22 protein-coding genes and 1 tRNA gene are annotated in these 21,229 nt (G+C 68.8%); 5 read left to right on the forward strand and 18 right to left on the reverse strand.

What is annotated here, in order from left to right; genetic code table 11:
- Positions 1-38 precede the first annotated feature (38 nt).
- Complete coding sequence (locus ACYVLQ_RS22255) at positions 39-683, forward strand: MBL fold metallo-hydrolase (protein ID WP_460699434.1); 645 nt, start codon at positions 39-41, stop codon at positions 681-683.
- On the opposite strand, the gene ACYVLQ_RS22260 is transcribed toward ACYVLQ_RS22255, so the two are convergent.
- The 7 genes from ACYVLQ_RS22260 to ACYVLQ_RS22290 form a co-directional block, all read right to left on the reverse strand.
- Entirely contained in the window at positions 668-2,050 is a 1,383-nt protein-coding gene (locus tag ACYVLQ_RS22260; RefSeq protein ID WP_460699435.1) for a M20/M25/M40 family metallo-hydrolase, read from the reverse strand. The two genes, ACYVLQ_RS22255 and ACYVLQ_RS22260, sit on opposite strands and share 16 nt — an antisense overlap.
- A 6-nt stretch (positions 2,051-2,056) precedes the next feature.
- Positions 2,057-2,503 carry a hypothetical protein gene (locus ACYVLQ_RS22265; RefSeq protein WP_460699436.1) on the reverse strand — a complete coding sequence of 149 codons (447 nt, stop codon included), beginning with the start codon at positions 2,501-2,503 and terminating at the stop codon, positions 2,057-2,059.
- Positions 2,500-3,939 carry an APC family permease gene (locus tag ACYVLQ_RS22270; protein ID WP_460699437.1) on the reverse strand — a complete coding sequence of 480 codons (1,440 nt, stop codon included), beginning with the start codon at positions 3,937-3,939 and terminating at the stop codon, positions 2,500-2,502. The genes ACYVLQ_RS22265 and ACYVLQ_RS22270 overlap by 4 nt, the downstream gene beginning before the upstream one ends.
- 296 nt (positions 3,940-4,235) lie before the next feature.
- On the reverse strand, positions 4,236-4,670 hold the full coding sequence (locus ACYVLQ_RS22275) for a LysR substrate-binding domain-containing protein (RefSeq protein ID WP_460699438.1): 435 nt from the start codon (positions 4,668-4,670) through the stop codon (positions 4,236-4,238).
- 76 nt (positions 4,671-4,746) lie between these two features.
- Entirely contained in the window at positions 4,747-5,448 is a 702-nt protein-coding gene (locus ACYVLQ_RS22280; RefSeq protein WP_460699439.1) for a DUF2334 domain-containing protein, read from the reverse strand.
- Between the two features lie 99 nt (positions 5,449-5,547).
- On the reverse strand, positions 5,548-7,764 hold the full coding sequence (locus ACYVLQ_RS22285) for a S9 family peptidase (RefSeq protein ID WP_460699440.1): 2,217 nt from the start codon (positions 7,762-7,764) through the stop codon (positions 5,548-5,550).
- 55 nt (positions 7,765-7,819) lie between these two features.
- Positions 7,820-8,032 carry a hypothetical protein gene (locus ACYVLQ_RS22290; RefSeq protein ID WP_460699441.1) on the reverse strand — a complete coding sequence of 71 codons (213 nt, stop codon included), beginning with the start codon at positions 8,030-8,032 and terminating at the stop codon, positions 7,820-7,822.
- 441 nt (positions 8,033-8,473) lie between these two features.
- On the opposite strand from ACYVLQ_RS22290, the gene ACYVLQ_RS22295 reads away from it, so the two are divergent.
- Complete coding sequence (locus ACYVLQ_RS22295; protein ID WP_460699442.1) at positions 8,474-8,686, forward strand: DUF397 domain-containing protein; 213 nt, start codon at positions 8,474-8,476, stop codon at positions 8,684-8,686.
- A 37-nt stretch (positions 8,687-8,723) separates the two neighbouring features.
- On the opposite strand, the gene ACYVLQ_RS22300 is transcribed toward ACYVLQ_RS22295, so the two are convergent.
- From ACYVLQ_RS22300 to ACYVLQ_RS22320, 5 genes are all read right to left on the reverse strand, one after another.
- Entirely contained in the window at positions 8,724-9,683 is a 960-nt protein-coding gene (locus tag ACYVLQ_RS22300; protein WP_460699443.1) for an alpha/beta hydrolase, read from the reverse strand.
- A 126-nt stretch (positions 9,684-9,809) separates the two neighbouring features.
- Positions 9,810-10,247 (reverse strand): HIT family protein, encoded by a 438-nt coding sequence (locus ACYVLQ_RS22305; RefSeq protein ID WP_460699444.1) that lies wholly within the window; start codon positions 10,245-10,247, stop codon positions 9,810-9,812.
- A gap of 76 nt (positions 10,248-10,323) precedes the next feature.
- Entirely contained in the window at positions 10,324-11,745 is a 1,422-nt protein-coding gene (gene purB, locus ACYVLQ_RS22310) for an adenylosuccinate lyase (protein WP_460699445.1), read from the reverse strand.
- A gap of 46 nt (positions 11,746-11,791) precedes the next feature.
- On the reverse strand, positions 11,792-12,493 hold the full coding sequence (locus tag ACYVLQ_RS22315) for a TetR/AcrR family transcriptional regulator (RefSeq protein ID WP_460699446.1): 702 nt from the start codon (positions 12,491-12,493) through the stop codon (positions 11,792-11,794).
- A gap of 194 nt (positions 12,494-12,687) precedes the next feature.
- Entirely contained in the window at positions 12,688-13,848 is a 1,161-nt protein-coding gene (locus ACYVLQ_RS22320) for a pyridoxal phosphate-dependent aminotransferase (protein WP_460699447.1), read from the reverse strand.
- Positions 13,849-14,161: 313 nt separating this feature from the next.
- On the opposite strand from ACYVLQ_RS22320, the gene ACYVLQ_RS22325 reads away from it, so the two are divergent.
- Positions 14,162-15,040 carry a M23 family metallopeptidase gene (locus ACYVLQ_RS22325; RefSeq protein WP_460699448.1) on the forward strand — a complete coding sequence of 293 codons (879 nt, stop codon included), beginning with the start codon at positions 14,162-14,164 and terminating at the stop codon, positions 15,038-15,040.
- A gap of 208 nt (positions 15,041-15,248) precedes the next feature.
- On the opposite strand, the gene purD is transcribed toward ACYVLQ_RS22325, so the two are convergent.
- The gene (gene purD, locus ACYVLQ_RS22330; protein ID WP_460699449.1) at positions 15,249-16,550 is read right to left on the reverse strand and encodes a phosphoribosylamine--glycine ligase; all 1,302 of its coding nucleotides are present in this window, start codon (positions 16,548-16,550) and stop codon (positions 15,249-15,251) included.
- Between the two features lie 86 nt (positions 16,551-16,636).
- On the opposite strand from purD, the gene ACYVLQ_RS22335 reads away from it, so the two are divergent.
- Positions 16,637-17,062 (forward strand): HIT family protein, encoded by a 426-nt coding sequence (locus ACYVLQ_RS22335; protein ID WP_460699450.1) that lies wholly within the window; start codon positions 16,637-16,639, stop codon positions 17,060-17,062.
- Here the strand turns inward: ACYVLQ_RS22335 and ACYVLQ_RS22340 are convergent.
- From ACYVLQ_RS22340 to ACYVLQ_RS22360, 5 genes are all read right to left on the reverse strand, one after another.
- Positions 17,038-18,459 (reverse strand): sensor histidine kinase, encoded by a 1,422-nt coding sequence (locus tag ACYVLQ_RS22340; protein WP_460699600.1) that lies wholly within the window; start codon positions 18,457-18,459, stop codon positions 17,038-17,040. The two genes, ACYVLQ_RS22335 and ACYVLQ_RS22340, sit on opposite strands and share 25 nt — an antisense overlap.
- A gap of 86 nt (positions 18,460-18,545) precedes the next feature.
- Positions 18,546-19,283: a response regulator transcription factor gene (locus ACYVLQ_RS22345; RefSeq protein WP_460699451.1), complete on the reverse strand. Its 738-nt coding sequence runs from the start codon at positions 19,281-19,283 to the stop codon at positions 18,546-18,548.
- Positions 19,284-19,353: 70 nt separating this feature from the next.
- Positions 19,354-19,425: transfer RNA gene (locus ACYVLQ_RS22350), tRNA-Thr, on the reverse strand.
- A gap of 149 nt (positions 19,426-19,574) precedes the next feature.
- Entirely contained in the window at positions 19,575-19,817 is a 243-nt protein-coding gene (locus ACYVLQ_RS22355; RefSeq protein WP_019931522.1) for an MbtH family protein, read from the reverse strand.
- Positions 19,818-19,918: 101 nt separating this feature from the next.
- Positions 19,919-20,761, reverse strand: a complete 843-nt coding sequence (locus tag ACYVLQ_RS22360; RefSeq protein ID WP_460699452.1) for an alpha/beta fold hydrolase — start codon at positions 20,759-20,761, stop codon at positions 19,919-19,921.
- Between the two features lie 221 nt (positions 20,762-20,982).
- On the opposite strand from ACYVLQ_RS22360, the gene ACYVLQ_RS22365 reads away from it, so the two are divergent.
- A complete protein-coding gene (locus ACYVLQ_RS22365) occupies positions 20,983-21,150 on the forward strand; it encodes a hypothetical protein (RefSeq protein WP_460699453.1) in 168 nt (55 codons plus the stop codon).
- The last annotated feature ends 79 nt before the right edge of the window (positions 21,151-21,229 follow it).

A 21,229-nucleotide genomic window follows, 5' to 3' on the forward strand; every position in this document is an offset into this window, starting at 1 on the left:
TACCTGAACAGCGTAATAGGCGGGGTTACGGTGAACACATGCGCATAGCCCACTTCGGTCATTCCTGCGTTCTCGTCGAGATGGACGGCACCAAGATCCTGTTCGATCCGGGTACGTTCTCGCACGGATTCGAGGGCATCACCGGACTCGACGCGATCGCGATCACCCACCAGCATCCCGATCACATCGACCCGAACCGGATCGAGGCGCTGCTCGAGGGGAATCCGGGCGCGCGGCTGCTCAGCGACCCGCAGACCGCGCGGCTGCGCGGCGAGCCCTGGGAGGAGGTGCCCGCGGGCCGGGTGCTGACCGTCGGCGGCGTGCAGATCACCGGCGGCGGCGGACGGCACGCGGTGATCCACCCGGAACTCCCGGTCATCGACAACACGGTCTTCCAACTCGGCACCCCCGACGATCCGGCGCGGTTCGTCCACCCGGGCGACTCGCTGTGGGTACCGCCGGCGCGGGTCGGCGTGCTCGCCATGCCCGCGGTGGCGCCGTGGATGAAGATCAGCGAGGCCGTCGACTACCTGCGTGCCGTCGGTCCCCGCACCGCCTTCCCCATCCACTACGGGATCATCGCGCCCGAGGCCCAGGGCATCTACTTCGGCAGGCTGTCGGAGATGCGGCCGCCGGACACGGACTTCACCGTGATCCAGGCGGAGGATCACGCCGATCTCTGACCGGAGTAGGTGGCGAGGAACAGCGCCTCGGTCAGCGCCATATGCTCGATCTCGGTGGGGTCCACGCTCTCGTTGGGGGCGTGGATGAGGCATCTGGGTTCCTCCACGCCGATCAGCATGATCTCCGCGTTCGGGTAGGTGTCGGCGAAGACGTTGCACAGCGGGATGGAGCCGCCCTGGCCCTCGGTGGTCGCCTCGCGGCCGTAGGCGGCCCGGAAGGCGGCCTCCATCGCTCGACGGGCCGGGCCGCTGGTGCCGGAGCGGAACGGGGAGCCGACGGATTCGCAGTCCACCCTGACCTTCGCATGCCACGGCGCGTTCGATTCCAGGTGTGCGGTAAGGGCTTTCAGCGCCTTGTCCGCCTCGACCCCCGGCGGTATCCGAAGATTCAGCCGGGCACGGGATGTGGGCTGGATGGCGGCCGCCGAGCCGACCACCGGCGGCACGTCGATGCCCAGCACTGTGATCGCCGGTCGCGCCCAGACCATATCGGATACGGTGCCGTCGCCGAGCAGGTCGACGCCGTCGAGCACACCCGCGTCGGCGCGGAACTGCTCGGCGGGGTACTGCGCGCCGTCCCAGACCTGATCGCCGGGCAGCCCGGCGATCGTGGTGTTGCCCTTGGCGTCCCGCAGCGTGGCGAGAATGTGGATCAGCGCCGCCAGCGCATCGGGCGCGGCGCCGCCGAACATCCCGGAATGCATGGGGCCCGACAGGGTTTCGACGGTCACGACGACATCGATGGCGCCGCGCAGGGTCTGGGTGAACGTCGGCACGCCGACCGCGAAGTTGCCGCAGTCGGCGATCACCAAGGCGTCGGCGCGCAACAGGTCGGCGTTCTTCGGGACGAACGCCTCCAGCCCACCGGTGCCCTGCTCCTCCGAACCCTCGGCGACCAGCGTGATCCCGACCGGGTAGTCGTTGCCGCCCAACGTTTCCCGCAATGCGCGCAGGGCCGTCAGATGCGTGACGATATTGCCCTTGCAGTCGGCGGCGCCGCGCCCGTACCAGCGGCCGTCCCGCTCCGTGAGCTGCCAGACCGGGGTGTGCCAGGCCGCGTCGTCGAGCGGCGGCTGCACGTCGTAGTGGCAGTACAGGAGCACCGTCGGGGCATCGGCCGGGGCGGGGTGCCGGGCGACGACGGCCTTGCTGCCATCGGGCGTCTCGTGCAGTCCGGCGTCCGACAGGCCCGCCGCGGCGAAGGCATCGGCCACCCACTGGGCGGTCCGGTGGCATTCCTCGGCCGGGAACTGCCGCGGATCGGCCACGGACCGGTACGAAACCAGTTCGGTCAGATCGGCTTTCGCCTGCGGCATCAGCGAACGCACCTGGGCGCGCAGTGCGGAGGTACGGGAATCACCGATCATGTCAGCTCATTTCGTCGTATCGCCGAGCTTCAGGTCACTCATCTGCTCGAGGTAGGCACGCAGCTTGTCGGGGCAGTAGGTATCGATGGCCAGTTCGGTCGCCGCGATCGTGTCGACGTCGGCGATCACCGGCCGGTTCCCGGGTCCGCTGGCGCCGTTGGCCATCGCGGCCCGATACCGCGCCCTGATCAGCGGCGAGGACGGATCCTGACAGATCAGGCCGCCGTCACGCCCCAGCGAATCGCCGATCACGTCCGGCCCCGGGGCCGGTAGACCCGCGGCTACCAACCGATCATGGAGGTCCCGGGCCCGCTGTGTGGCGAGCGAATCACGTTTGTTCTGCTCGAACAGCGCCAGCCCGATCACCACGATCAGGATCAGCACGACCGCGACCGCCGCGTTGACGATACGCCGGCGACGAGTCTGCTCCGAGGTCTCCAGATGCTCGCTCATCCCAACACCTCCTGTGGCACCTCGGTCTTCCAGCTCGGTTTCCGGAACCGGAAGAACAGGTAGGGAATCAGCAACCCGACGATGCCCATGCCGAGGCCGATCAGCAGTACGTAACCGAGCGCATTACCGCTGCCGTACTGCGAGGGCGGCACGAAGCCGATCAGGAAGGCGGCGACCGAGGACACCGTCCCCAGCCCGCACAGTGCGATCAGGGCGGGCGCGCGGTAGCCGCGCGGATGATCGGGTTGCTTGCGCCGCAATCGGATCGCGGCCACGAACATCAGCACGTACATGATCAGATAGACCTGGGTGGTGATCACCGACAGGATCCAGTACGCGCTGGACACATCGGGGATGAAGGCGTAGAGCAGCGCCAGGATCGTGGTCACGACGCCCTGCGCCACCAGCATGTTCTGCTGCACCCCGTGCCGATTCACCCGGGTCAGGATCGGCGGCAGGTAGCCCTCGGTGCGGCCGATCAGCAGCAGCCCCTTCGACGGCCCGGCCAGCCAGGTCAGCATGCCGCCCAGCGCCGCGGCCACCAGCATGACGCCGAGAACCGGTGTGAGGAAACCGATTCCGAAATGATTGAAGAAGCCGTCGAAGGCCTGCATGACACCGGCGGTGAGGCTGAGGTGCTGCGCGGGCACCACCCAGCTGATCACCACCGCGGGGATGATGAAGATCCCCAGCACCAGCGCCACGGCCAGCGCCATCGCCCTCGGATACTCCCGGCCCGGATCCTTCAGCGACGACACGTGCACGGCGTTCATCTCCATGCCCGCGTAACTGAGGAAGTTGTTGACGATCAGCACGAGGCTGGCCAGGCCGGTCCACGCGGGCAGCAGATGCGAGGAGTCCATCGGGGCGGCCGACGCATTGCCCTGCGCGAGAAAGACGATACCGAGCACGACGAGCAGCGCACCGGGAATCAGGGTGCCGATGATCAGCCCCATACTCGACAGGCCCGCAACGGTTTTCGTGCCCTGGGCGGATACGTACACCCCGGCCCAGTAGATGACGATGATGACGATCGCGACATAGAGCCCGTTCGAGGCCAGCGACGGATGAATGATGTAGGCGAAGGTGCTCGCCACGTACGCCAGCAGGCTCGGGTAGTAGAAGATCGTCATCGCGAACTGGCACCACACCGCGAGGAATCCCAGCGGCTGCGACAGCCCCTCCCCCACCCACTTGTAGACACCACCGGCCCACCCCGACGCCAGCTCGGCCGCGACGAACGCCGTCGGCAGCAGGAACAGCAGCGCGGGCAGCAGATACAGGAATACGCACGCCAGCCCGTACACCGCCATGGTCGGCGCGGACCGCAGGCTGGCCACGGAGCTGGTGGTCATCAGCGCCAGCGTCACCCAGGAGATGTATTTGGTGACCACGGCCGTCTTGGCCGTATTCGCCCTCGGCACCGCTGTCGCCATCACCGCTCCTTCTTCTGCCCGCTACCTACTGGTATCCAGAGCCCGAGCAAACGGTCGAAACGGCACCGTTCCAGCTCACTGTGCCATCCGGGATCGCGGTTCGGCCATACTTCGGCACCGTTCGGCGACACTTCGTTAACAATCCGCAATCGGTACTACGACCGTGCTGGTCCGGCACGGGTGTGGGTTCACCCACAGCGCCACCGCCGTGGTCGGCACCGAAACCCTGCGGCACGCGGCCGGACTCGACAGGTGACCGCCACCGAGCAGAGGTCCCTGCGAGACCGGTTCCGGCGCTATCGCAGGGATCGCGCCGCGGCGGCGGCGATCAGGGCGGCGACCGCGCTCAGCGCCGGGGAGTCCAGGCGCCACTGCTGCCAGTACAGCGGGACGTCGATGTGCAGTCCGCGGCCGAGAGCGACTATGCGACCGGCATTTTCGTCGGCGGTGGACTGCAGATCCGGCAGCAGGCCCCAGCCGAGGCCGAGCCGGACCGCCTCGTAGAAGCCCGACAAGGACGGGATGTAGTGGCGAGGCGGGTCGAGCGGCCGTCGGGCGCGCCGCCGCATCAGCCGGTCCTGCAGGTCGTCCTTGCGGTCGAACAACACCACCGGCGCGACCGCGAACGCGCGAGCGGTGGCGCCGTCCGGAAACCAGGAGCGCACGAATTCCGGTGTGGCCATGGCCCGATAGCGCATCGCGCCGAGCCGCTCGGCCCGGCAGCCCTGCACGGGCTGCGCGAGTCCTGGACTCCGCCATCGCCCTCATCATGCTCACCCTCGCCCTGGGCCTCCTTCTCGGCTGAGGTCAGGCGGCGCGGGCGGGGGCGAGCGGCTCCCAGCGGTAGATGTCGGGGGTGGCCTCGTGGAACAGGGCCAGGTCGATGGCGTCGAGCATGGCCTGGCGGGGGCCGGAGCGGTCGAGCTGGGAGGCCGAGATCGCCAGGCGCAGCACGGCGCGGCGGCGGGCGGTGCGCGCGGCGCTCATCACCAGCGCATGGCACCACCACGGCTCGGTGCGGAAGCCCTCGCCGATGCCGTGCACCCAGGCCCGCTGCGCCGCTTGGCGTTCCAGGTCATGGACCGCGCTCAGGCTCAGTGCCAGACGGAACCCGACTGCCGGCAGCGCGGCCATGGCGCCGTCGGAGGCGTTCCAGCGCGGCGCCGCGAACAGCCGGGTCCGCAGGCCGACCCCCTCCATCACCCGGTCGGCCGCCATCAACCGCAGCCGCGCCTCGTGGGCAGGCAACGACGCGAACTCCGCCCGGCGCCGCTTGGTGGCGGCCTGGTCGTAGCCGTGCAGCACGATCGCGTCACCGGACTCGCGGCGCGACCGCAGCCACTCCTGGGTCTGTGGGTCGTCGGCGAGCCGGTACTTGCCCTTCAGTCGCGGCGCCACCAGCAACGACAACGGAACGTCGCGGCGGTCCATGTCCTCGGCGAATCTCATCGCCGTCTCCCGAGTGGTGTCACGGATGCCCGACACCGAGACGATCAGCTGTGCACGCATATTCGCGCGTACCCCCTTTCGGTGCTGCCAACCACACCCACTGTGAGTGCGGCAGGTGTCGGCACCGTGCTGCGCGGGTGACGGCGCGGCGAATTCGCGCTACCGAATCAGCTGATCATGGACGTCCGCGAGACCGACGGTGTCCAGCACCCAGGCGTACTCGAACGCCACTTCCTTCCACTTCTCGTAGCGCCCGCTGACACCGCCGTGGCCGGCGCTCATCTCGGTCTTCAACAGCAGCTGCGCGTCACCGGTCTTGGTGGCGCGCAACTTCGCCACCCATTTGGCCGGTTCCACGTACAGCACGCGGGTGTCGTTGAGGCTGGTGATCGCGAGGATCGCCGGATAGTCCTTGGCCTCGACGTTCTCGTACGGCGAATAGGACTTCATGTAGTCGTAGACCTGCTTGTCCGCCAGCGGATTTCCCCACTCGTCCCATTCGATCACCGTCAGCGGCAACGACGGATCCAGGATCGAGGTGAGCGGATCCACGAACGGCACATTGGCGAGGATGCCCGTGAACAGCTCCGGCGCCAGATTGGCGACAGCGCCCACCAGCAGGCCGCCCGCGCTGCCCCCGTCGGCGACCATCCGGTCCGGCGCGGTGACCCCGGTATCGACGAGATGCCTTGCGCAGGAGACGAAATCGGTGAAGGTGTTCTTCTTGGTGAGGGTCTTGCCGTGCTCGTACCAGAGTCGGCCCATCTCGCCGCCGCCCCGCACGTGCGCGACGGCGAACACCATGCCCCGGTCCAGCAGCGACAGCCGCGACACCGAGAACGCGGGGTCGATGCTGGCCTCGTAGGAGCCGTAGCCGTACAGCAGCAACGGTTTCGGGCCGAGGCCGTTCGAGCCCTTGCGTCGCACGAGCGAGATCGGGATCCGGGTGCCGTCCTCCGCCACGGCCCAGTCCCGGTGCTGCTCATAGTCGTTCGGGTCGTAACCGCCCAACACCGTCTGCTGCTTGCGCAGCAGCAGCTCGCCGGTCGCGGGCACGTAGTCGAAGACCTGCACCGGGGTGATGAACGAGGTCAGCCCCACCCGCAGCGTGGGCTGGTCCCATTCCGGATTGGAGCCGACACCGGCCGCGAACAACTCCAGCCCGAAGTCCAACTCCTGCGGCTCGCCGTACCCCTCGGAGGTCAACGGCCACACCGCGACTCGCGACAGCGCCTCGCGCCGATAGGACAGCACCAGGTGGTCGGCGAAGCAGTCGATGTCCTCGAGCCGCACGTCGTCGCGATGCGGGATGAGCATCGTCATATTCGCCGGATCATCCACGGGCGCGTCGGCGAGCACGAAGTTCTCCGCCTTCACACCGTCGACGACATCGTTGTGCAGGATGAGGAATCGATCCCGGCCGCCGACCACCGCGTGCTCGGCCGAGTACTCGACGCCCTCGCGCCGCGGCAGCAGCACCCGGAATTCGCCCTCGGGATTGTCCGATTCGAGGATCCAGCCCTCGCTGGTGATCTTCGACCCCACCCAGACCATCAGGTACTTCTCGGAACGAGTGGCGCCGATGCTCACCCAGTAGCGCTCGTCCGGCTCGTGAAAGACCTTGGCGTCCTGCTCTTTCGGCGTGCCCAGCCGATGCCGCCACACCGTATCGGGTCGCCAGGATTCGTCAACGGTCTGATAGAAGACGTGGGTGCCGTCCAGCGACCAGGTCGCCCCGGGCGCGGTGCCGGGGATCTCGTCACCGAGCGGTTCGCCGGTGCGCAAGTCCTTGAACCGCAGCACATATCGCTCGTCACCGACGGTGTCCACCGAATACGCCAGCAGCGTGCCGTCGTGGCTGATCGAGAAGGCGCCCAGCGCGAAGAAGTCGTGACCCTCGGCGAGGGCGTTACTGTCCAGCAGGATCTGCTCGCCGGGGATTTCGGCGCCCACCTCCAGCTGCGGCGGCGTCCAGTCGTCCGGGTCCGCGATCGGGCAGCGGCAGTGCACCCCGTACTGTTTGCCCTCGAAGCTGCGGGAGTAGTACCAGTACTCGCCCATCCGCGCCGGAACCGACAGATCGGTCTCCTGGGTCCGGGCCTTGATCTCGTCGAAGATCTTGTCCTGCAACGGCCGCAGCTGTGCGGTCTGCGCATCGGTGTAGGCGTTCTCCGCCTCGAGATGGGCGATGACGTCCGGATTGTCCTTGTCGCGCAGCCATTCGTAGTCGTCGACGAAGGTATCGCCGTGATGCACGCGCTCGATCGGCACTCGCGGCGCGGTCGGCGGTGTCACCTCGCCGGGCCGCGACGAAGACCCGGCGGACGCTGTGCCGCCGACGTTCGGGGTCGTTCCGGTACCACTGTCGAGAGCCATGCGCTCCACCGTAGTGCGCGGCCCACGGCGACCGGCGCCAACCCCGGCGCGCGGTTCAGCTCAGCCCGGGCGTGCGCGGCACCGGTCGGCGCAGGTCGCGACCGCCGTCGCGGGCCGTGCGGCGGGAGTCCATGAGGAAGTACAGGGCGGCCTTGCGGCGGGGGCATTGGTCGGTGGGGCAGCTGCGGTGGATGTGCAGGATGTTGTGCGCTTGCTCGACGGTGAGGTGCCGGGGCACCACCGCGCAACTGTCGAAGACGGGTGCCATGCGGTGCTCCATCCTTATCGTGCCTGGGGTGTGGCGCGGCGCACACTGTCCGGCTTCTCCGTCCAGTCGACGCCGTATATCCGCCACAGTGAGCTGGGTTTCCGATTCACTTGCCGGGTAAACCACGAGAATGCCGTGCCCCGCCGACAAATGCCGCCGCTCACCGGCGCCCCCAGATCATGTGCCAGCAGCGTCATGAACAGCGGTTTTCCGTGCCCGCCGCAACCTCCGGCCCGACGTGAGCAGCGCCCGTCTACCCGGCTGGATTCAGGCATTCGCCTGCGGCCGGAAAGCCTTTCCCGGTCCACGCGTCGTCATTTTCGGGAAGGACTTGCGGCATCGGAGAAGAATGTCGTAGCACGGATTTCCGGCCGCGGTGGGACCGGCTACTGTGGCTGCGACACCGCACGGCGAACGGATACCACCCGTACAGGAGCAGATGTGGAAGCGAAGAACCGCGAGATCAACACCGACGCCGTGTGGCATCGCAGCAGCGAATCCGGCGGCGTCGAGGTGGCCTTCCTTGCCAGCGGCAATATCGGCCTGCGCGATGCGAAGAATCCGGACGGTCCGACGCTCATCTTCACCCCCGGCGAGTGGTCGGCCTTCGTCGCGGGCGCGAAGGACGGCGAGTTCAACCGGCCGCGGTCCTAGATCGCCGCGACCCGGTTCGGGCGCACTCGTCAGCCGGTCACGCGCCGATCGCCGACCCGACGGTGGGCCACGACGCGTGCAGTTGGTCCTGCCAGTAGGACCACGAATGCGTACCTACCGGGCTGCGATCGACGTGGGCGGGGATGTTCAATCCCCGCAACCGCTGCTCGAACGACGTCACGCATCCGTCTACGCCCGCCTCGATCGGCGCGCCGAAGAAGATGTTCTCCGGGAGCTGGGGCTTGATCTCGGTCTCGTGCGGACCGGGAATGCCGGTGCCGGTGGACAGGTAGATCGTGGTGCCGCGCAGCCGATCCGCCAGCAGCGCCGGATCGTGCTCGGCCCAGGCCGGACCGCCGGGCGGGCCCCACATATTGCCCGGGGTGCCGCCCCTGTTGGCGATAGAGAACAGGATCGGCCCCTGCGCCAGACCCAGATCGGGGCAGGCGCTGTACCCGGCGACCGCGGTGTACAGACCCGGATTGCGCACCACCAGCACGAATGCCGCGATGCCGCCCATCGACAGCCCGCCGATCGCGTTGACGCCGTTGCCCGCGAAGTGCGCATCGATGATCGGGGGTAGTTCCCGGGTCAGAAAGGTCTCCCAGCGGTAGCGGCCGAACCGGGGATCATCCTGCTGCCAGTCGGTGTAGTAGCTCGCCTGGCCACCCATGGGCAGCACCACATTGACGTTGCGCCCGGCGAAGAAGGGCTCGGCGTCGGTGGCATTGGTCCAGGTGCTCTGCCGCTCCCCCGGGTCCAAGCCGTCGAGCAGATAGTAGGACGGGCGCGCGCCGCCACCGGCCGGATGCAGCACCTGCACCTGGATCGTGCGGCCCATGGCGGCCGACTCCACGAAGACCGCGGACCTGGTCGGGCTGAGCTCATCGATGCCGACGACCCGGGCCGCGGCGGCGGGCGGCGCCTGCCCCACCCAGGGCGCGAGAGTTCCCAGCACGCCCGCGAGCACAACAGCAGCAACAGCGCGACGACGCATAGCCCACCTCCATCACCCCACCACACGTGCCTTCAAAGTTAGCTCACGCGTTGATAAGCCGGGGCACATTGGCGGGCTGGCGTTTCCTTGGCAAACCGTGTGGTTCGTGTCACGACACGGGTCGGCTCACTGCTGCGGGACGGCCCGCTCCAGCGCGCCACGGATGGACGTCGCCAGATAGTCCAGATCGGCCCGGGCCGGGGTGGTCGGGCGGCCGCGCAGGCCGAACCCGTCGCCGGGGGTACGCGGAATGACGTGCAGGTGCACATGGAAGACCTCCTGGCCCGCCGTCACCCCGTCGGCGAGGAAGAAGTTCACCCCGTCGCACCGCACCTCGGACGCGCGCAGCGCCGCCGCCAAGTGCTGCCCCACCCGGAACAGCTTGCCGCCCAGCTCCGGGTCCAACTCGGCCAGACTCCGCGCCGGAGTCTTCGGAATCACGAGCAGATGCCCCGGCGTCATCGGCCGAATGTCCATGAACGCCAGCACATCCGCGTCCTCGTGCACCTTCGACGCGGGGGCGCGACCGGAGACGATGTCGGCAAAGATCGTGTACGGGTCCATGGGCAGCCAGCCTACGTGCCGGACGACGGCCGGGCACCCTCGCCGTGTCCTCGGGCGGTCGGAACGCGCTGTGCGGTCAGAGGATCGGAGACGGGGTGTAGCGCGCTGCCTCGGGGTCGGCGTCGGCCAGCTTCTGTACCTGGGCGACCACGTCGGCGACCTGGGCCTCGGCCGCACCGATGAACGCGGACTTGTCGGCCAGCGCCTCGTCCAGGGCGGCCCGGTCCAGCGGCAGGCGCTCGTCGGCGGCCAGGCGGTCCAGCAGATCCGGCTCGCGGCCCTGCTCCCGCATGGCGAGCGCGACCGCGACCGCGTGCTCCTTGATGACCTCGTGCGCCGTCTCCCGGCCGACACCGGCACGGACCGCGGCCATCAGAATGCGGGTGGTGGCCAGGAACGGCAGATAGCGGCTGAGTTCGCGATCGATCACCGCCGGGTACGCACCGAACTCGGCCAGCACGGTGAGGAAGGTCTCGATCATGCCGTCGACGGCGAAGAAGGCATCCGGCAGCGCGACACGGCGCACCACCGAGCAGAACACATCGCCCTCATTCCATTGCGCCCCAGCCAATTCCGCGGCCATCGACGCGTACCCGCGCAGCACCACCTGCAGGCCGTTGACGCGCTCACAGGAGCGGGTGTTCATCTTGTGCGGCATCGCCGAGGAACCCACCTGGCCCGGTTGGAAGCCCTCGGTGACCAGCTCGTGCCCGGCCATCAGGCGCACCGTGTGCGCGAAAGACGAAGGGCCCGCGCCCAATTGGACCAGCGCGGAGAGCACGTCGTGGTCCAGCGAGCGCGGGTACACCTGCCCGACACTGGTCAGCACGGTGGCGAAACCCAAGTGCCGCGCCACTTTCTGCTCCAGCAGGGCCAGCTTCGCCGGGGCGCCGTCGAGGAGGTCGAGCATGTCCTGCGCGGTGCCCATCGGGCCCTTGATGCCGCGCAACGGATACCGCTCGATCAGCTCCCGCAGCCGGGTCAGCGCGATCAGCACTTCGTCTGCGGCGCTGGCGAATCGCTTGCCGAGCGTGGTGGCCTGCGCGGCCACATTGTGCGATCGGCCCGCCATCACCAGCGCCTGATACTCCGCCGCCCGCTCGGCCAGCCGGGCCGCGACCGCGACGCCGTGCCCGTAGACGTGCTCCAGCGACAGCCGGACCTGCAGCTGCTCCACGTTCTCGGTGAGATCGCGGCTGGTCATGCCCTTGTGGATGTGTTCGTGCCCGGCCAGCGCGTTGAACTCCTCGATGCGCGCCTTCACGTCGTGCCGGGTCACGCGCTCCCGCTCGGCGATCGAGGCCAGGTCGACCCGGTCGATGACGCGCTCGTAGTCCTCGACGACACCGGGCGGCACGTCCACGCCCAGTTCCGCCTGGGCCCGCAGCACCTCCAGCCACAACCGGCGCTCGAGCACGATCTTGTTCTCGGGTGACCACAGCCGCACCAGTTCGGGGCTGGCGTATCGGGTGGCGAGGACGTTCGGAACAAGACTCACGAAGCCCAGTTTAAGGTTCGGTCGCTGATCGATTGCCGCCGGTGGCTCACGCCGTGGTGTGCTGCGGCAGAGTGTGCGGATTCGCGGGATGTTGGGCCGTCGGGTGGGGCGGATGCGGCGGCGAGTGGGATGCCGGGTGCTGCGGGGTGGGCGGGGCGATCACGTCGATCACCTCGAGTAGCGCCCCGCGGGCCACCCGGCGCGGCTGTGGATCCAGCTCCGTCAGGGCCGTCACCACCGCGCCGTCGACCACCGCGACCAGCCGCCGCAGCTGCTCGATCCGCACCACCCGATCGGACCGGCGCAGCACATCGGCCAGCAACTCGTCCAGCTGAGCGCGTAGTCGTAGCTGTACCTCGCGTAGTTCGGGGTGGCGGGCCGAGGCCACCGACCGCTCGTAGCGCGCGATCAGTTGGCCGCGCTCGAACTCGTCGTGGCCGTCCACCCCGACCAGTAGGTCCAGGAGCAGGTCGACAGTCGCCTCGGCGCCGCGGCGGCGGTGGGTCACCTCGCCGACGCGGCGGCGCATGGCGTCGAGTTCGGCGTTGCCGCTGAACTCGACCGCGCGTGCGATCAGGTCCTCCAGGGACTCGAAGTAGTAGGTCGTCGACGCCAGGGGCAGATCCGCGCGGGTGGCCACCGAACGGTGGCGCACGGCGTCGAATCCACCCTCCAGTAGCAACTCGGCCGCAGCCGCAACCAACGCTTGGCGACGCCGTTCGCCTTTCGGTGTCGTCGCGGTGATCACCGTGTCATCGTGCCAGTCATCATCGGTTCATCCGTGCCAAATCGGTGCGATCTATGACAAATCCAGTTCCGCGTGGGCAAATGTCCAGGCGGCATTGAAAAAACAACCAACGCTTTTCTACCCCATCCGGGCACTCCTGGTGGGCCAGAACGAAAAGTCTTTGCGCGTCGGCGCTGCTCAGGCGTGTCGACTGTTCAGTTGTCCAGATAGCGCCGCAGCCGTGCCAGCGCCTCCTCGATATCGGCGGTGGCGCCCGCGAACGAGAAACGGACCGTATGGTTTCCGTTGTTGGTATCGAAATCTATGCCCGGCGCGATCGCAATGCCGGTGTGCGCCAACAGGTCCGCGCACCAGCGGAGCGAATCATCGGTCAGATGCGCGATATCGGCGTAGGCGTAGAACGCGCCGTCGGCCGGTGCCAGCTCGGTGATGCCCAGCTTGGGCAGGCCCTGCAGCAGCAGTTCGCGGTTCTGTGCGTACCGGCGGACGTGGCCGTCCAATTCCGACTCGGCCTCGGGGCCGAACGCGTGCACCGCGGCGTACTGCGAGATGGCGGGCGGGCAGACCGTCATATTGGAGGCCAGCCGCTGCAGCGCCGGGCGCAGGCCCGGCGGCACCAGCATCCAGCCCAGCCGCCAGCCCGTCATCGAGAAGTACTTCGAGACCGAGCCGACCACCACGGACTCGCACGAGGTCTCCCAGGCGGAGGCGGTCGGCTCGGTCTCGGCGTAGACGATGCCGTGATAGATCTCGTCGGAGATCAGCAGCGTGCCATGGTCGTCGCACCAGCGCGCGAGGGCGGCCAGTTCGTCGGGCGCGATCATGGTGCCGGTCGGGTTGGCGGGGCTGGCCACGATCAGTCCGGCGGGCGGTTCCGGCAACGCCTCCAGCATGGCGACCGTCGGCTGGAAGCGGGTCTGCGGGCCGCAGTCCAGCTCGACCACCCGGCAACCCAGGGCGGCCAGGGTGTTGCGGTAGGCGGGATAGCCGGGGCGGGCCACCACCACGGTGTCGCCGATATCGAAGGCGGCCAAGAAGATCAGCGTGAAGGCGCCGGACGAACCGGTCGTGACCACGACGTCGTCGGGATCCACCGCGATGCCGTAGGTGCGGGTGTGATGCTCGGCGATCGCCGCGCGCAGCGGCAGGATGCCGAAGGTCTCGGTGTAGCCGAGCAGTTCGCCGTCCAGCGCCGCCCGCGTGGCCCGCAACACCGGCGCGGGCGCGGGCGTGGACGGCTGGCCGGCCGCCAGCACCAGCACGTCGCCGTGGGTGCGGGCCCGCTCGGCGGCCGCCTTCCAGACATCCATGACGTAGAAGGGCGGGACACTCGACCGGCGGGATTCAATGCGCACCCGACGACGGTAGAACACGCGACGCCGGCGCAGCGCAGGTATTACCAGCCTCCGATCGCGCGGATCCGGCCGCGGCGGACATGGTCGGCGCTCAGGTGGCGATTGCTGCCGCGACAATCGGATTCGTGTCCGGCCAGGCCGGACCTTGCCCGCCTGCGGTGCGCAGGAACGCCCTGTTATCGTCGGCAGAATGCCTGACCAGGCACGCAGTGCGAAGGTTGTACCAGGGGGTGGGACGGCGCTCCGACCCGACTGGCGTTCCGCGCTGCGACGGGAACGGGGTGCGCGGCGGCGTCGCCTGCGACGAGCGGCCGTGCGGGCGAGGCGTGCGGCCGGACTGATTCGAGGGCGGGCGCGGGATCTGTGGCATGCGCTCGTGCACTTCGACTGGCGGGAATTCCTCCATCGAGACTGGCGGGCCTACGCCCACGAACAGTGGCCGCGGTTGCGCGGCTGGTTGATTCGGCATCGCGTGCTGGTGGCCGGGGTGGTCGTCGTGGCGCTGTTCGCGGCCGCCGACGCCACCGCGCCACGACCCGTGGAGACGCCCGTGGCCCAGGGCGGCGAGCAGCGCATCCCGGTCGCGTACCCGCTGCAGGTGCGGTCGGCGCCGGAGTCGAGCAAGCGCTATCTGAACGCCATCGACAACGGCGAGCGGATCCGCGAATCGCAAGTGGTGGCCGCGGCGGCCCGCGCCACCCTGGAACGCGCCAAGGCGGAGGCGTCTGCGGCCGTCTCCGGGCAACCGGCGCCCTGGCTGGGCGGCACCGTCACCCCCATCCCCGGTGGAATCCTGCCCGGGATCGGCGGTTTCGTGCTGCCCGCGCGGGGGTTGTTCACCTCCGGATTCGGGCAGCGCTGGGGCACCTTCCACGCCGGTATCGATATCGCCGCGCCGATCGGCTCGCCGATCTACGCGATCACCGACGGCACCGTGGTCGACGCCGGGCCCGCCCAGGGCTTCGGCCTCTGGGTGCGCGTGCGCCACGACGACGGCACCATCTCCGTCTACGGCCACATGTACGACTTCTCGGTCTCGGTGGGCGAACGCGTCCGCACCGGCCAGCAGATCGCCCGAGTCGGCAACCGCGGCGACTCCACCGGACCCCACCTACACTTCGAAATCCTGATCAACGGCAACCACGTAGACCCCCAACCCTGGCTGGCCCTACACGGCCTACAACTGGGCTGACCGACCCACCCATCGTCGTGATCCCGTGTTCGCGGCCCCAGGGGGCCGCGAACACGGGAAATGAAAAGCCCACCACACTCGCGGGATAGGCCACCAGCACACTCGCCGGATAAGCCACCAGCACACTCGCGGGAGAAGCTACCAGCACACTCGCGCAACCAGGAAGCGCCGGAACGCGCGCAGGGTGAGGAAGTACCGGCGGGCTTGCTTACTCCACTTCTGTCATTTCCGGCGTGCTCTTGGCCGGAATCGCTATGCCGCCCTCTACTGCGGCCAGGGCGATGTCGGTGCGGTAGTGGCTGCCGGGGAGTTTGATCTTGGTGATGCGGGTGTAGGCGCGCTCGCGGGCCTCGGTGAGGTCGGTGCCGGTGGCTACGACGTTGAGGACGCGGCCGCCCGCGGACAGCAGCGCGCCGTCGTCGCGGAGGGACGTACCCGCGTGCAGCACTTCGGCATTCGGGTCGGAGCCGTCGGTACCGGCGATCACGTCGCCGGTGCGGGGGCGGCCCGGATAGTTCTCGGCGGCCAGCACCACCGTCACCGCCGCACCGGACTGCCACCGCGGCGGCTCGGTCTGAGCGAGGGCGCCGGTGGCGGTGGCATGCAGCAGCGCGCCGAGCGGACTGTCCAGCAGCGCCAGCACCGCCTGGGTCTCGGGATCGCCGAAGCGGCAGTTGAATTCGACCACGGCGGGCCCGGCCTGGCCGATCGCCAGCCCGGCGTACAGCAGCCCGGAGAACGGGACGCCGCGCCGGACCATCTCCGCCGCAACAGGTTTCACGACGCCGTCGACGATCTCCGCCACCGTCTCGGCGGGCAACCACGGTAACGGCGTGTAGGCGCCCATACCGCCGGTATTGGGCCCGGTATCGCCGTTGCCGACGCGCTTGTGGTCCTGCGCGGGCAGCAGCGGCACCACCGCCTCGCCGTCGACCAGGCAGAACAGCGAGACCTCGGGACCGTCGAGGAAGGATTCCAGCAGCACCGGATGGCCCTGCTCGAGCAGTTCGGCACCGTGGTCGCGGGCCGCCGACCGGTCGGCGGTCACCACCACGCCCTTGCCCGCCGCGAGACCGTCGTCCTTCACCACCCAGGTCGGGCCGAAACGGTCGAGGGCGGCATCCAGCTCACCCGGGTGGTCGACGATCTCGCTGTGCGCGGTGCGCACCCCGGCCGCGGCCATCACATCCTTGGCGAAGGCCTTCGAGCCCTCGATCCGGGCCGCGGCGGCCGAGGGACCGAAACAGGCGATCCCGGCCGCGCGGACCGCATCCGCGATGCCCAGCACCAGCGGAACCTCCGGCCCGATCACCACCAGATCGATCGCCCGCTCGCGGGCCAGCGCGACCACCGCCTCGGCGCTGCACGGATCCACCGGGCGAATCTCGGCGTGCTGCGACATCCCGGGGTTGCCGGGCGCGGCGACGACGGCGCTCACCTCCGGATCCCGCCGCAGGGCCAGCACTAGGGCGTGTTCACGGGCTCCGGCACCGATGACGAGTACGCGCACGCAGGACAGCTTAGGCGACGCGTTCGCGGACCTCGGCAGTCGATCCGGTAACCCACCGAAGCGGCTGGCGCAAATAGACTCGGCTCATGGCTTCTGTTTTCAGCGCGATCATCGACGGCCAGTTGCCCGGACGGTTCGTGTGGGAGGACGACGAATTCGTCGCCTTTCTCACCATCGCCCCGATCACCCCGGGACATACGCTCGTCGTGCCCCGCAAGGAGATCGACCAGTGGCAGGACATCGACCCCGACACGTTCGCGCGGCTGAACGGCGTCGCCCAGAAGATCGGCCAGGCGGTGCGGGCGGCCTGGGAGGCGCCGCGCGCGGGCCTGCTGGTCGCCGGGCTGGAGGTCCCGCACCTGCACGTGCACGTCTTCCCGGCGTTCGAACTCGGCGACTTCAACATCTCCCAGGCCGATCCGGAGCCGAGCAAGGAATCCCTGGACGAGGCCCAGGCCAAGATCAAACAGGCCCTCCGCGACCTCGGCTACGGCGCCAACGTCCCCGCCTGACGGGGGAGGCGGACGGTGAAGGTCGTGCCCTCCCCGGGGGCGGTACGGGCCGAGACGGCGCCGCCGTGGGCCGTCACGAGCGCTTCCACGATGGACAGACCCAGGCCGGTGCCGCCACTGTCGCGGCTGCGGGAGCTGTCGGCGCGGTAGAAACGTTCGAAGACGCGGTCGGCGTGCTCGGGCGGTAGCCCGGGACCGGTGTCGAGGACCTCCAGCAGCACCTCGTCGGCCGCCGGGGTGAGCCGCACCGTCACCGCCGCCTCCGGCGGGGTGTGCACGAGGGCGTTTCCGACCAGGTTGGACAGCACCTGACGCAGCCGCGCCTCATCGCCTTCGATCTCCAAAGTGCCTTTACCGGAACGTATTTCGAGATCGATCGAGCGACCCGGCCCCTCCGGCCGCTGCGCGGTGTCCATGGCGCGGGCATTGTGCACGGCATCGCTGGCCAGCGCGAGCAGGTCGACGGGGCGGCGCTCCAGCGGGCGCTGCGCGTCCAGTCTGGCCAGCATCAGCAGGTCCTCCACCAGCAGGCCCATGCGGTGGGATTCGCGTTCGATCCGGTCCATGAACAGTGCCGGATCGGCCAGCGCCCCTTGCCGATACAGCTCGGCGAAGCCCTGGACAGTGGTGAGCGGCGTGCGCAGTTCGTGGCTGGCGTCCGCGACGAATCGCCGCATCTTCGCCTCCGAGCGCCGCGCGGCCTCCTCCGACGCCTCGGTGGCGGCGAAGGCCCGCTGGATCTGCGAGAGCATGCCGTTCAGCGATTGCGACAGCCGGTCGACCTCGGTATCGGTGCCCCGCACGGGAACTCGCCGATGCAGGTCGCCACCCGCGATCGCCGCAGCGGTCGTCTCGACCTCCCGCAGCGGCCGCAGGCTGCGCCGAATCACGAACTGCGCCACCACCGCCAGCGCGGCGAGCACGATCACACCCACCACCACCTGCAATCCGATCAAGCGATCGACGATGTTCTCGGTTCCGCCCAGCGGTATCGCCACCACGCTGGTACCGGCCGGAGTCTCGTATCGCACCGCACGCCAGTGCTCGTCGGGGTTGCCCACCGAGCCCACGGTGCGCGGACGACGGCCGAGATCGGCCGGTATGTCGGGGGCGACGTCCTTCGCGTCCAGCTTGGTAAGGAGCGTGCCCGACGAATCCCGCACGCGCACATAGAACGGCTCCAACGTGCGACGCGGCTGGAACGGCGGCGGCGGATCCGGCGGCGGGACCCCTGGCCGCGCGAAACCGTGTACGGCATCGGAGATTTCGCGATCGACACGATCGATCAGAGTGCGCTGCATGACGGAGGTCACCGCGATCCCGGAGGCCAGCAGCCCGAGCCCGGCCAGCACCACCAGGGCCAGCACCAGCGTCACCCGCAGCGGCACACGCGCCATTCGCTGCGAAATCGCTTGGCGCGCAGCTTGAATCGGTTGAGCGGACGGCACGGCCGCGACGTCGGGGTCGCCGCCCTGCCGGATGCTCATTTCACCGACGATCGGAGACGGCTGGGGACGCGCATGACATAGCCGACCCCGCGCAGCGTGTGGATCAGCCGGTCGGGGCCGGTGTCCACCTTCTTGCGCAGATAGGAAACGTAGGTCTCGACCACGCCGACCTCGCCGCCGAAGTCGTAGCGCCACACGTGATCCAGGATCTTCGGCTTGCTGAGCACCGTGCCCGCGTTGACCATGAAGTACCGCAGCAGCGTGAACTCGGTGGGCGACAGCGCCACAGGCTCCCCCGCCTTCCACACCTCGTGCGTGTCGTCGTCGAGTTCGATGTCCTCGAACCGGATCCGCGAGGACTTGCGTTCCTCCGTCGTATGACCGGAGCGGCGCAGGATGACCCGCAGCCGCGCGACCACCTCCTCCAGGCTGAAGGGTTTGGTGACGTAGTCGTCGGCGCCCAGCGTGAGCCCGGTGACCTTGTCCTCCACCTCGTCGCGGGCGGTCAAGAACAGGACGGGGGCGTCGATGCCGTCCGCGCGCAACCGCCGCAGCAGTCCGAATCCGTCCATACCCGGCATCATGACGTCGATGATCAGCGCATCCGGCCGAAAGGTCCGGGCCCGATCCAGCCCCTCGGCCCCATTGGCCGCGACGGCGACCTCGAACCCCTGGTAACGCAGGCTGACCGACAACAACTCGACGATCATCGGCTCGTCGTCCACCACCAGCACACGCGCCTCGGGCGCCGGATCCGCAGGCTTACCACTCATGCAAGCCATGCTCCTCCACACCACGCCGAGGAGGCTGTGTGCTGCCTGGGAGTTTCCTGGGAACGAACAGAGCCCCCTGTCAGGATTGAACTGACGACCGCTCGCTTACAAGGCGAGTGCTCTACCACTGAGCTAAGGAGGCGGAAAAGGCGGTGCCATCATAACCGGGGCACCCGGCCGCACCGAAAATCAGCGGGCACCGGCCACGGCGACGGTGGCTGCGCGACCCCTGAAAAGGGCATCACGCAGCCACCGGTCGTGACCATTACCGCGCAGTATCGGGACCGCGGGTCAGGACTGGGCGGCCTGGCGGGCCGCGTCGTCCGCGGCCATCGCGTCACGCAGGCTCTTGGGCCGCATGTCGGTCCAGTTCTTCTCGACGTATTCGACGCAGGCAGCGCGGCTGTCCTCGCCGAACACCACTCGCCAGCCGGCCGGGACCTCCGCGAAGGCGGGCCACAGGGAGTGCTGCTCCTCGTCGTTCACCAGAACGAAGAAGCGGCCGTCCTCGTCGTCGAACGGGTTGGTGCTCATTTCACCTCACTGGATACGTGCGCTGTGTACGGGGAAACACGGCGGGACCGGAGATCCCCCGTGCGTTGTGTCGACCCTAGCAAGGACGACGTTACGGTTGGTCAGTTACCTCGAGCCCCGAAGAAGTCGAGCAGAACCTTGTTGACCGTCTCGGGCCGCTCCAGGTAACCGTAGTGCCCGGCATCGGGAATCTCCTGGTAGCGCGCGCCCGGAATCACGTCCGCGACCTCCCGCGTGAGGTACGCCGGAATCATCCGATCGTCGGCGAACCCCATGGCCAGGCACGGAACCTTGATGCCGCGGTAGGCCTGCAGCCGGTCGAAGTCGTGATCCATGCGCCGCTGTGCGCGGATGCCGGGGGTGACCGGGCCGCCGGTGAATTCGAACAGGTCCAGCCAGTCCCGCGCGGAATTCGGGTCGGCCAGGGTGGCGGGAGAGAGGTTCATCACGGCGGTGGTCGCGGCCTCGTACTTGGCCGGCAACTGCACACCGGAGGCGTCCAGCTCGTGCTCGCCCAGCGACAGCGTCTTCTGGAACTGGTCGAGGCGGCCGTGCCCGGCCATGAACACCGCCTTGCGCACCAGGTCCGGACGGGCCAGCGCCAGCTCCTGCGCCACCCGCGCACCCATCGAGGTACCGGCCAGCAGCACCGGGCCCTCGTCGAGGAATTCGATCAGCGCCGCGGTGTCGCGCACCAGGTCGTCGATGTGCATGCCCTGGGCGGCCTCGTAGGAGGGGGCGATACCGCGATTGTCGAAGGTGCACACCCGATATCCGGCCGCCAGCAGCGCGGGCACCTGGTGCAGCTCCCACACCCGGCCCGGGCTGCCCGTGCCCATGATCAACACGACGAGCGGCGCCGCGCCCTTGGTATCCGTGCCTTTGGCCTTGTCCCCCTTCACCTGGTAGTTCAGCGAGATTCCGTTCACCGTGGCCAACGGCATAGTGCTGGGACCCTTCTTTCCGTGACGATTGCTCTCTCCCCACGGTATAGGTATCGGGGAAGACAACGTTTCGGTGTGTCAGTTCGGGGGATCCCGGCCAACAGCACCCCGAGACGACAAGGACCGAGCAGGCGGGGGTCGAGCAGACCGCGCGGATTCCCCCGCCCGATACCATTGACTGCGCACAACGAGTAACGACCCCGAGCCGAGAGGATACGAAGATGGCCGCGAAGGGCGCCAACGACATCGCGGACGACGATCTGGAGCCGCTCGCCGACGAGACCGCACGACAGGCCCAGCGCGTGGTGGCCGCCTACGCCTCCGACGCGGACGAGTGCCGCATGCTGCTGTCCATGCTCGGGATCGGGCCCAGCGCTCGCAGCGAGTAGCCGCCGATCTATCCGATACAACTTCACGGGCTCGAGCAACCGGAGGATCCAGAAGTGGACCAGAAGAGCGATTCCCCAG

The organism is Nocardia thraciensis (assembly GCF_054782435.1).